Genomic DNA, 12,041 nt, shown 5'->3' with positions numbered 1-12,041 from the left:
AATCTATAACAAAACAATACCCTAGCACTTCCAACCCAGTGCTAGCTCTAAATGATGTCAGCTTCAGTGCTGAGCCCGGTGAGATGCTTGTCATCACCGGCCGCAGCGGTAGTGGCAAATCCACCTTGCTCAATATCCTCGCTGGCCTACTAACACCTAGCTCAGGCGATTACTCACTCGACGGTACCGCACCATTCTCCTTGAGCAAATCAGCCCGCAATGCTTGGCGTGCCTCACACTTAGGCATTCTCTACCCAGACTTCCGCCTCCTCCCCTACCTCAATGTCGCGGAAAATATCATCACGCCATCTCTAGAACTCCAGCTGCCAAACACCGAAATCAAACACCGATGTGCTGAACTCATGCAGGACTTCGATATCACCTCACGTCACGACCATCTGCCAGCTGCCCTGAGCTCAGGTGAACAACAAAGAACTGCCCTCGCAAGAGCCCTCTTCGCTCACCCTAAACTCATCGTCGCCGATGAACCCACCGGTAACCTCGATGAAACCAATAGTAATCACATCATCGAAACACTCAAAAACTATGCGAATGCAGGAAACTACGTTATCCTTGCCACTCACGACCCAATCGCAATCGATCATGCCGATCGAACACTCCATCTAGATAACGGTAAACTCATCTAACTATGCGCATCCTTCTCCAAGGCCAACTCGCCGTAACCTCAGGAACTCACGCCATCGAGCATCAGATTGATTCCCCCACCACTCTCGAATCCTTGATTCTGCTCACAGCCCAACAACTCCCAGAAGCAGCACGTGACCTCCTGATCACCCCTCAAAAACAAATCCGCTCCAGCCTCTTTGTGGCAGTCGACGGTACCCACCAACGCGATTACTCCACTCAGCTGAGCCCAAACACCTCAGAAATCATGCTCATGCCACCAATGGCCGGTGGATAAAATGACCAACCCTACTATCCTTCTTTTTCGTGTTAGAACAAATCGACAAAGACATCTACGCTTGGCAACTCAATGTCCCTAACTTCGGGGAAGCCAGCCAAGAGACTCTCCGAAACTCCACTGCTCTTGTCTCAAGAGTCGGCGGTCTCGGCGGCCCCCTCGCTCAGTCACTCGCCGCAGCAGGCTTCGGTAAAATTATCCTCGCCCACGGTGGAAACCTCAGACATGACGACCTCAATCGCCAAATCCTCATGCATCACGATGGCCTTGGCAAAAACCGCGCTCGCCAAGCCGCTGCTACCATCCAACGCTTTAACCCACGGATCGAAACTCTCGCCGTAGATTCTAACATCACGCCCGACAACGCCGCCGAACTCGTCTCCCAAGCTGATATCGTTTTCTCATGCGCCCCACTCTTTGAAGAACGCCTCCTGATGAACCAAGAGGCCGTCCGACAAAATAAGTTCTTCGTCGACAGCGCTATGTTCAACCTCGAAGGACAAGTCCTCCCTGTCGTCCCTAACCAATCAGCATGCCTCGCTTGCATTGTCCCCGAACCTCCTGCTGGGTGGAAACGCCGCTTCCCTGTCATTGGTGCCCTCTCTGCAATGATCGCTCAAATGGGCGTTCTCGAAGGAATCAAATTACTCACCAATGTCCTTCCCCCCCAAACCAATACCCTCATGCACTACTCCTCACTCGAGGCACAACTCCGTAAAATCTCAATCAGTCGAAACCCGACCTGCCCACACTGTGGCTCACCACCTGCATGAAAAAACCAATTGCCATCGTCGTAGCTCTTATCGCTATCCTCGCACTCTGTTACCTCGCACTCCAAAAACGAGGATCTAACGAATTTGCCGACTTCAACCCCAACGAGGAGCTCACCCTCTATTGCGCTGCTGGAATACGTAAACCTATCAGCAAAATCATAGACCAGTACTCCGCTGAAACTGGTCGCAAAGTCAATGTCATCTACAATGGCTCCGGAGCCCTGCTCTCTCAAATCCAACTAGGAAAAGGTGACCTCTATCTCCCCGCTAACATCTCCTACGTGAGAGAAGCTCAAAATAAAAACCTCGCCAGCGAATTCATTCCCCTCGCATACCTCACCGCCAAAATCATCGTCCATAAAGAAAATACCTCCATCCAGTCCTTCGAAGACCTCACAAAACCCGGAGTGCGTATCTCCTTTGCTGATGAATCCGCTGCAATCGGAAAATTCACCCGTAAAGTTCTCAAAGCCAACGGACTCTTCGAAAAAATCGAACCTAACATCACGGTCACCAAACCCACTGTGAATAACATTATCGAAGATGTCTCACTCGGTAGCGCTGACGCTACCATCGCCTGGGATGCCGTCGCTAAAAACTTCCCTGAACTCCGCACTATCGATGTACCTGCCTTCAACGCAAAAAAACGTGAAGCCTGCATCACCCTGCTGAATACTTCTAAAAATACCAGCAAGGCACTCCACCTCGCCCGTTACATCGCCGCCAAAGATAAAGGTCTCGAAATCTTTAAACAAAGCGGATTCGAAACCGTCTCCACCTCTGACGCTTGGGCTGATGTCCCAGAGCTCCTCATCTTTTCTGGATCCATGCTCAAGCCCGCTATCGGTGACCGAATCCTAGAATTTGAAAAACGTGAAGGCTGCCGCATCTCCACAGTCTACGAAGGCTGTGGTACCCTCGTAAGCCAAATGGAAGCCGGAGCAAAACCCTCATTTTACTTCTCCTGCGATCAAACCTTCCTCGACCGCGTCCAAGATCGCTTCTCCAGCGGCACTACCGTCACAAAAAATGAAATCGTCCTCCTCGTTCCAAAAGGAAATCCAAAACAACTTAGCTCACTCGAAAAACTTGTCTCGCAAAAAGCTAAAGTAGGTATCGCCCATCCAACAAAATCTGCACTCGGTGCTCTCACGCATCAAATGCTAGACAATGCCAACCTCCTTAAAGCTCTTCAGGAATCTAGCAATATCGTCCTACTCGCAAGCAAAGGCGATGAACTTGTCACCCAGATGCAAGCCAATGCCTTGGATGCCGCCCTGCTCTACCGCAGCAATGCCATGGCAACTCCCTCCATTATGGAAAACTGCGAAATCATTGCCCTAGACCGCCCAGACGCCGTCGCCACACAACCCTATGCCACAGCTATAGACACCCCATACCCTCGCCAGTTAGAACGGCTCGGGGAATTCCTCACCAACGCCGATGGCAAAAAGAACTTCCTTAAGCATGGCTTCTCATGGGAAAAAGAGTAAGCGATACCGCACCCATGGGCACTCAATCCACGCATAACAAGCCTCTCAAATCCGATGTCCCCTTCCTCACCGGACTCTTCGGCTTTACTCTACTCTATGTACTGCTGATCGCATTGCTCGTTGTTGCCAATGCCAGCTACATCACTTGGGAGAACATCTCCGATGCCGTCCGTAGCAATGCCATCCAACAATCCCTATCTCTAACCTTCCTAACCTGTACCGTCACAGCGATCCTCTCAGTCTTCTTTGCCGTTCCCATCGGCTACTCTCTCTCACGTTTTAAATTTCGTGGCCGCACATTGTTGGATACTATCCTGGATATCCCCATCATCCTCCCTCCACTCGTTGTTGGCCTCAGCCTCTTGATCCTCTTCAATTCATTTCCGGCTCGCGATAGCTCACTCGAAAATTGGCTCAATGCACATGGCATCCATGTCACCTTCCATATCCCTGCTATCATACTAGCCCAATTTACAGTAGCTGCCGCCTTTGCTGTGCGTAGTATGAAAAACACCTTCGACCAAATCTCACCTCGCGCTGAAATGGTTGCACTCACGCTCGGCTGCAATAAATCTCAAGCCTTCTGGCGTGTGACCCTCCCTCAGGCTGGTAGAGGAATCCTCTCAGCAGGTGTCCTCGCTTGGGCCCGCGCCCTTGGTGAGTTTGGCCCCATCCTTGTATTTGCAGGAGCCACCCGGGGCCGAACTGAGGTCCTTGCCACTTCCGTCTTCTTAGAAATAAATATCGGCAACCTCGGTGGCGCAGCGGCCGTATCTCTCATCCTCATTACCCTCGCCATTACTACCATCCTTATCATCCGTATCGCCGGTGATAGAAAATAACTCATCATCCCGTGCTAACAGTTTCAAACCTCACTATCCAATCAGGCTCCTTCCAATTGAATGATGTCAATTTCGAAGTCGCTAATGGCGCCTGTGTCGCACTCATGGGAACCTCTGGTTCTGGTAAAACCACCCTCATGGAAGCTATTTGTGGCCTGCGCCAAGTGACTCAAGGCTCCATCACCCTTGACCAAATAAATATTACCTACCTCCGGCCCGGTGAACGACAAGTCGCTCTCGTCCCTCAGGACAACGTCCTCTTCCCCCATCTCACCGTCCGCCAACATCTCTCATTCGGCCCAGAAATCCAACGCTGGTCCACCACTGACATCGCCAAACGCGTCGAAACTCTAGCCAATGAGTTGGGAATTTCACACCTGTTAGATAGAAAACCCACAATGCTGTCAGGAGGAGAATCGAAACGTGTCGCCCTTGGTAGAGCTCTCGCCACTCGCCCCAAGCTCCTCTGCCTAGATGAAGCTCTCACTGGTCTCGATGACTCCACCCATAGCGAAATTCTCGAGCTACTCCAACATACAATCTCCTCAGAACAAATCACCACCCTCCATATCACCCATTCATTGCGCGAGGCTCAAGAGCTCGCTCAAGAAGTCATTCACATCTCTGAAATCAGCCAACCCCTCTCACACTAAACTAGGGAAACAACGCTGTATTGCAGAGTCCACAGGCGCTTCAAACTTCATTCTCTCACCACTCACTGGATGATCAATCTCAAGACTCTTCGCCTGTAAAAGCATCCTCGAGCCCGTACCTAAAAGGCTTCCTAGCGTATCAGACACCTCCACCCCTGCGTAGCGATAATCTCCTATAATGGGCATGCCATCCCCTAGCAAATGACGGCGGATTTGATGAAATCGTCCCGTGTGAGGAATAGCCTCAAGCAAAGAAACCTTACGACTCCCCCTTCCTTCTAACTGAGGATGTTCATACCTTTGAAGTACCTGAAAACTCGTATGCGCTACTTTAGCTTCGCTTCCATCCCCCTTGCTGAGAGCCTCTCTATTTTCCCACTTCTCACACTCAGGGTCGGCATGGACCACTGCCCAATACCTTTTCTCAAATTCATGATGCTCCAAAGCCTTGTGTAATTGATGAGCTACTTTTTTCTCCAAGCCCATCAAAAGCACACCTGATGTTGGCCGATCCAGCCGATGGATGGTATGCACCCGTTGGCCAATCTGATCCCTCAATATCTTCATCGCTACCAAATCCCCTTCCTGAGGCTCCCTCGCAGGATGAACGAGATAACCAGCTGGCTTATCAATAACCACTAACCACTCGTCCTGATAAATGATAGATAAAGGTGGATACATAGCACTCACGTCACTGAAAGCACCAAAGAGTGTCCCTCCAGTCAATGCTCATTGCTACTATCTCAATGACTCTAACCGAGCTACCTTCTACTACGACGCGTACTGTCAACCTCACCATCGCGGTCCTTGTCCACACCTTTCGGGACATTGCTCGTATAACGAACTCCCAAACGTCGCGCCTCAACCATGTGCTGACTGTAATGCTTCGGCTTTTCAGTCTCAGCAAAACGCGTGTTCGCTCTCAGCAATACTGCCCGAATCTGCGCCGCATTCGCATCGAGTGGTAAATAAGCCACCACTTCCCCCTTCAAACCAAATACATCTGGATCAATCACAAAGTGTCCCGTCTTATGCTGAACCTTCTCCACCGCTTTCTCCCAGCCAGCATCAGAATTTCCAGCGGTGTCGTAATGAAACTTCCCCATTACCGAAGTACTTGCCGCCACACCTTCTAACTTTTCTCGTAAGCCCTTGCGCTGTTGCTCTGGAGCGACTGTGAAAACGAGTAACCTCTGGTCCGCAGCACTCACATTCAATGCTTGCTTAAAACTATAAAAATCCGGTAACTCAGCACTTCCCCCTCTCGCTGGATAGGCTGATACAATTTTGCCCATCTCAGCGAGAACCTTTTCTAAACTCTCCTCACCACGTGCCCCGAAACTCATACTCGGAGAGCGACTCCCCCGGCATAAAGCCCGCTCGCCATCTGGCGACAAAATGACAAAAGCGGTATTCGCAAGCTTACCATTCAGATGCTTTCGTACCATCTCTTGGTTCGCCTCACTCTCATAAGTCTCTAATCGCACACAGACAAATTTCCTTGAGAGCTCAATAAATGCTTTCTTTGCGAACAAACTGTTCTGCTGTCTCGTGTAGCCTGGTCAAAACACCCCTGAAACATCCCGTACCTGACAGGCGGCAGCCATAAAAAAAAGTGGGCGGTTGCTCCGCTTTGACTCCTTGAGTGCCTCCTCCCATGTCGCATGCCACACCACCCCTTCCTCACCAATCCGCAGCTGAGAGACCCCAATAGGCTCCAACGTCCGACTTCGCCCCTCGCGCCCCTGTGCATGCAAAATGCTACCCATTCCCAGAAAAACTGCTGCCACCGTGATGAATCCTTGTCTCATACATAATCAAACCCCCAAGCGCACAATCCGTTGCATAAAAAACACAAAATGCTGAACCGTGACCCATCATCCAAGGACGGAGCACGAGACCTCACATTTCACTTAACGCAACACAATCTCCTAATAAATTCAATTTACGCAATCACGATTTTACGATTGAATGCGCGCGAGATTCACTCACCCCCCACAATATAGAGAAATTAAGATTATGGCTGAAAACTATTTCAACACACTCCCGCTGCGCCGCAAGATCGCAGAACTTGGCGACTGCCACTTCATGGAAGCATCCGAATTCGCGCGTGGCACTGAAGCTGCTCAAGGCAAAAAGATCGTCATCGTAGGCTGTGGCGCTCAGGGCCTCAACCAAGGTCTCAACATGCGTGACTCCGGTCTCGACGTCTCATACGCTCTCCGCGACGCCGCTATCGCAGAAAAGCGTCAATCTTTCCTCAACGCTTCCGAGAACGGTTTCGCAGTTGGCACATACGAAGAAATGCTTCCTACAGCTGACATCGTAATGAACCTCGCGCCTGATAAGCAGCACACTTCCGTAGTGGAAACTGTAATTCCTCACATGAAGGAAGGCGCTACTTTCTCCTACGCACACGGCTTCAACATCGTTGAAGAAGGCACACAGATCCGTAAGGACCTCACCGTCATCATGGTGGCTCCTAAGTCCCCAGGTTCTGAAGTGCGCGAGGAATACAAGCGCGGCTTCGGTGTACCAACACTCATTTCTTGCCACGTTGAAAACGACCCAACTGGCGAAGGCATCGAGATCGCTAAGGCTCTCTGTGTGGCTCAAGGTGGTCACCACGCTGGCGTACTTAACTCCTCATTCGTTGCTGAAGTGAAGTCTGACCTCATGGGTGAGCAGACCATCCTCTGTGGTCTCCTCCAGGCTGGTTCCATCCTTTGCTTCGACAAGATGGTGAAAGAAGGCATCGAAGAAGGCTACGCATCTAAGCTTATCCAGTTCGGTTGGGAAACCATCACTGAAGCGCTTAAGCACGGTGGTATCACTAACATGATGGACCGCCTTTCTAACCCAGCGAAGATCGTTGCGTACAGCCTCTCTGAAGAGCTCAAGGACATCATGCGCCCACTCTTCTACAAGCACATGGACGACATCATCTCTGGTGAGTTCTCCTCCACCATGATGGCTGACTGGGCAAACGACGACATCAACCTCCTCACTTGGCGTAAGGAAACTGGTGAGACAGCATTCGAGAAGTCCACCGCTGCTGGTGAAATTTCTGAGCAAGAATACTTCGACAATGGCATCGTCATGGTAGCAATGGTCAAAGCTGGCGTAGAGCTCGCATTCGAAGCCATGGTTGATTCCGGCATCCAGCCTGAGTCCGCTTACTACGAGTCTCTCCACGAAACTCCACTCATCGCGAACACCATCGCACGTAAGAAGCTCTTCGAAATGAACCGCATTATCTCCGACACAGCTGAGTACGGTTGCTACCTCTTCTCACACGCTGCTGTGCCACTTCTTAAAGACTTCATCGCAGACATCGACACAGATGTTATCGGTAAAGGCCTTAGCTCCACTGACACCGCTGTCGACAACCGCCTCCTCGTAGACGTGAACTACAATATCCGTAATCACGAAGTCGAAGAAATCGGTGAAATCCTCCGTGAGTCCATGGCTAACATGAAGGCCATTGTCTAATTTCTAATTAGCATAGTCACACTTTTCAAAGAGCGCAGAGTGCCCGTCACTCCGCGCTCTTTTTTATTACAGGTATACAACTCCCTTGACCATACTCATGGGCAGGGACGCTTGTCCCCAGTCGTCCGATGGTGCACGCATTTCTAAAAACCCTCCCCCACTTCACACATCCGCATCACTCCTATCTGCCCCACAAATCCTCAAGGAGGGAAAACACCTCGACTTAGCTGTGATACGAAGAAACCGAGGGTTCCCACAACTCCTAGCACCCTAGGTTTCCGTAAAACGTAACACCTAAATCGTAAAACGACCCAATCCGATACATCCCCACAAAAAATGCTATGAGAGCGCTACGATTTGCGTATGGTCATTAACAATTCCTAACATTCAGGTTCCCGTTACCTATCATGTCACTTTCTGTCGAATCATTCATCACCCGTTGGTCCCAATCTGGAGGCTCTGAGCGCTCCAACTACCAGAACTTCCTCGCCGAACTCTGCGATATCCTCGAAGTCGAGCGCCCCGCACCGGCCACGGAGGACAATGAGGAAAACAACTACATCTTCGACCGTTCCTTCACCCGCACGGACAAAGACGGCAAAAGCACCACCGTCTACCTAGACCTTTACAAGCGCGGCCACTTCGTCCTCGAAACCAAGCAAGGCTCGAATGAATCTGGCGGAAAAGTTGGCCACGGCAAACGCGGCACCAAAGGCTGGGACAAAGCCCTCGATAAAGCCTACCACCAAGCCCGCGACTACATCCAAGACCTCCCCTCAGAGCACGGCCGCCCACCCTTCCTCATCGTGGCAGATGTCGGCCATTGCTTTGACATCTATGCAGAATTCACCGGCACCGGTGGCAACTACCTCGCCTTCCCCACACCTGCAAAGCGCCGTATTTTCCTAGAAGATCTGAAAGCCCCAGAGACCCGCGCCCTCCTGCGCAGCATCTGGAGTGATCCACACGCGCTCGATCCCTCCAAGCACGCCGCCAAGGTCACCCGCAAGGTAGCAGACACCCTCGCCCAGCTCGCCACCTCCTTGGAGAAAGAAGGTCACCCACCGCAGACCATCGCCACCTTCCTGCAGCGCATCCTCTTCACCCTCTTCGCAGAAGACGTAGGCCTACTCCCAGAAAAAGCCTTCGAAGACCTCCTCATCAGCATCAAGGACAAGCCGCAGGGTTTCCCAGTCATGGCGCAGGCATTGTGGAAAGAAATGGCCACGGGCACCGAGTTCTCTACCATCCTCCACAAGGAAATCGCCTACTTCAATGGCGGCCTCTTCGATTCCCCCACCGCACTACCACTCACCACCGAGCAGATCGAACTCATTCTCCACGCTGCCAAGCAAGACTGGAAAGAAGTGGAACCCGCCATCTTCGGCACCCTCCTCGAACGCGCCCTCGACCCACGCGAGCGCCACAAGCTAGGCGCCCACTACACCCCGCGTTCCTACGTAGACCGACTCATCGAGCCCGCCCTCATGCAGCCGCTGCGCCAGCAATGGGAAGCCGTGAAAACCGCCGCCGCCCTCTACCACGAGGCAGACCACGATGACAAGGCCATTGCAGAGATCGAATCCTTCCACCAGTCGCTCTGCCACACCCGCGTGCTCGACCCCGCCTGTGGCTCTGGAAACTTCCTCTATGTCGCCCTCGCCCGCATGAAGGAACTCGAGGCTGAGGTGCTCGAGCTCCTCGACTCCCTCGGTGGCCACCGCACCCTCGAAATGGATTCCTTCAAAGTCCGCCCCGACCAATTCCTCGGCCTCGAGATCAACGAACGCGCCTGCGCCATCGCCCAACTCGTCCTCTGGATTGGCTACTTCCAGTGGCACCACAAGACCACCGGCAAGGCCGACACCAATGACCGCCCACTCCTCCCCAAGCAACAAACTATCATCCACCAAGATGCCGTCCTAGAATACGACGAACGGGTTCCTAGGAAAGATCCTGAGACTGGAGAATTCCTCACCATCTGGGATGGCCACAGCACCAAACCCCACCCAGTCACGGGCAAGGAAGTACCAGACGAGTCCGCCCGCAAGCCACTCTACGACTACATCAACCCACGCCGCACCGAGTGGCCAGAGGCCGACTACATCATCGGCAATCCCCCGTTCCTTGGAAACAAGCGCATGCGCGACGGACTGGGCGACGGCTACGTCGACGCCCTCCGCCTCGCCTGGAAAAAGCACAAGCCTGATTCCTGGGACTTTGTGATGTATTGGTGGCACCAGGCCGCCGAGCTCGTCCGCGACGGCAAGGCCAAGCAATTCGGCTTCATCACCACCAACTCCATCCACCAAACCTTCAACCGCCGCTGCCTCGAAGCCTTCCTCAATAACGACAAGAAACCTGTCTCTATCACCTTCGCCATTCCCGATCATCCGTGGGTGGACTCTACGGATGGCGCATCTGTTAGAATTGCAATGACCGTTGCTAGAACTAGCAAATGTGAAGGAAATCTCTCCAAAGTTGTAAAAGAAGAAAAGCTAATCGGTGATGAACATTTGATTCAGATCGAATCTAACTTTGGCCATATTTTTGCGAATCTTAAAACTGGTGCAAATCTCTCATCCTCTGAAGATCTTCTTTCTAATGAGTCTCTAGCAAGTCAAGGGGCAAACCCACTAGGTTTAGGCTTCAGACTATCACAAGATCAGTTATCTGAACTGAACATTTGTAGCTCCAAGTTGACCGAAAACCTAAAACCTTACGTAATAGGTCGAGATCTTGTCCAAAAAAATATGCCTAAGTGGGTAATCGATTTTTCAGGTCTAAGTGAAGACGAAGCAGCCAAATCAAACCCATTGCTCTACAACCACATACTCACAAACGTTAAACCAGAACGGTCTTTGAACAGGCGTGAAAGTAGACGTGAGAAATGGTGGTTGTTCGGAGAAAACGCACCAATGTTCCGACGAACATCCGTAGGTCTCAAAAGATACATAGCTACATGCCGCACAGCCAAACATCGACTCTTTAGTTTTTTAGATGCCCTAACGATACCCGATGCCAAGGTCGTCGCAATCTCTATAGAGCAAGTAGCTCACTTTAGTGTATTATCGAGCTCAGTTCATACTTCATGGGCCGAGCATATTGGAGTTCGTATGGGTATGGGTAATGACCTCAATTATAACCATGCCGATTGCTTCAACAAATTCCCCTTCCCCGATCTCGACGACAAACCAGCCCTCAAAGAAACTTTACGCACACTCGGCGAACAGCTCGATGCCCACCGCAAGGCGCGCCAGACCAAGCACCCCGACCTCACCCTCACGGGCATTTACAACGTGCTCGAAAAACTCCGCAAAGGCGAGCCGCTCACTGACAAAGAAAAAGTTACACACAACAAAGGCTTAGTCACCCTGCTCAAACAAGTCCACGACGACATCGACCGCGCCGTGCTCCAAGCCTACGACTGGGACGATCTCATCACCGTTACTCCCATCGCGGACACCCTCGCCCAAGGTGGCAGCGCCGCCGAAGAGCTAGAACAAGTGATCCTCCAGCGCCTCGTCGACCTCAACCACGAACGCGCCGCCGAGGAAGCCAAGGGCCACATCCGCTACCTCCGCCCAGACTTCCAAAACCCAGATGGCGAAACTAGTAGTCAAACTGAAGCCACCCTCAGCACCGACAAGAAACCAGCTGAGAAGAAAGCTAACAAAGCCAAGCACAAGTGGCCAAAACCACTCCCAGAGCAAGTCACCATCATCAAGGACCTCACCAGCGAACACGGCACAAACCCCGAGACCCTCTCCGCACTCTTCGGCCGCGCCTCCAAAAAACGCCAAGCCGAAATCGAACAAATCCTAGCCACCCTCACCGCCCTCGGCCAAATCTAAGCTGCCTTACCC

Annotated in this window: 10 protein-coding genes; 8 read left to right on the top strand and 2 right to left on the bottom strand. The window is 51.9% G+C overall.

Annotated features, from left to right (window positions below; genetic code table 11):
• The first annotated feature begins 38 nt into the window (after positions 1–38).
• The 6 genes from ACFSW8_RS13220 to ACFSW8_RS13195 are packed head-to-tail and all read left to right on the top strand — an operon-like array spanning position 39 to position 4,683.
• Entirely contained in the window at positions 39–647 is a 609-nt protein-coding gene (locus ACFSW8_RS13220; RefSeq protein WP_377178462.1) for an ABC transporter ATP-binding protein, read from the top strand.
• A 2-nt stretch (positions 648–649) separates the two neighbouring features.
• Complete coding sequence (locus tag ACFSW8_RS13215; protein ID WP_377085744.1) at positions 650–922, top strand: MoaD/ThiS family protein; 273 nt, start codon at positions 650–652, stop codon at positions 920–922.
• A gap of 29 nt (positions 923–951) precedes the next feature.
• Positions 952–1,695, top strand: a complete 744-nt coding sequence (locus tag ACFSW8_RS13210; RefSeq protein ID WP_377085742.1) for a HesA/MoeB/ThiF family protein — start codon at positions 952–954, stop codon at positions 1,693–1,695.
• Complete coding sequence (gene modA, locus ACFSW8_RS13205; RefSeq protein ID WP_377091002.1) at positions 1,692–3,188, top strand: molybdate ABC transporter substrate-binding protein; 1,497 nt, start codon at positions 1,692–1,694, stop codon at positions 3,186–3,188. Before ACFSW8_RS13210 ends, modA begins: the two co-directional genes overlap by 4 nt.
• Positions 3,173–4,030: an ABC transporter permease gene (locus tag ACFSW8_RS13200; protein WP_377091003.1), complete on the top strand. Its 858-nt coding sequence runs from the start codon at positions 3,173–3,175 to the stop codon at positions 4,028–4,030. Before modA ends, ACFSW8_RS13200 begins: the two co-directional genes overlap by 16 nt.
• An 11-nt stretch (positions 4,031–4,041) precedes the next feature.
• Positions 4,042–4,683: an ABC transporter ATP-binding protein gene (locus tag ACFSW8_RS13195; RefSeq protein WP_377091004.1), complete on the top strand. Its 642-nt coding sequence runs from the start codon at positions 4,042–4,044 to the stop codon at positions 4,681–4,683.
• On the opposite strand, the gene ACFSW8_RS13190 is transcribed toward ACFSW8_RS13195, so the two are convergent.
• Together ACFSW8_RS13190 and ACFSW8_RS13185 are read right to left on the bottom strand one after the other, a co-directional pair.
• Positions 4,675–5,364: an RluA family pseudouridine synthase gene (locus ACFSW8_RS13190; protein WP_377091005.1), complete on the bottom strand. Its 690-nt coding sequence runs from the start codon at positions 5,362–5,364 to the stop codon at positions 4,675–4,677. The two genes, ACFSW8_RS13195 and ACFSW8_RS13190, sit on opposite strands and share 9 nt — an antisense overlap.
• Before the next feature lie 80 nt (positions 5,365–5,444).
• Complete coding sequence (locus ACFSW8_RS13185; RefSeq protein ID WP_377091006.1) at positions 5,445–6,218, bottom strand: hypothetical protein; 774 nt, start codon at positions 6,216–6,218, stop codon at positions 5,445–5,447.
• Between the two features lie 484 nt (positions 6,219–6,702).
• On the opposite strand from ACFSW8_RS13185, the gene ilvC reads away from it, so the two are divergent.
• Positions 6,703–8,175: a ketol-acid reductoisomerase gene (ilvC, locus tag ACFSW8_RS13180; RefSeq protein WP_377091008.1), complete on the top strand. Its 1,473-nt coding sequence runs from the start codon at positions 6,703–6,705 to the stop codon at positions 8,173–8,175.
• Positions 8,176–8,582: 407 nt separating this feature from the next.
• Entirely contained in the window at positions 8,583–12,029 is a 3,447-nt protein-coding gene (locus tag ACFSW8_RS13175) for a class I SAM-dependent DNA methyltransferase (RefSeq protein ID WP_377091010.1), read from the top strand.
• Positions 12,030–12,041 lie beyond the last annotated feature (12 nt).

It is taken from the genome of Rubritalea tangerina (assembly GCF_042683245.1).
GTDB classification, from domain to species: Bacteria; Verrucomicrobiota; Verrucomicrobiia; order Verrucomicrobiales; family Akkermansiaceae; genus Rubritalea; species Rubritalea tangerina.
Note: the sequence above shows the minus strand (reverse complement) of the source record. Positions and strands in the feature narration are given on the sequence as shown.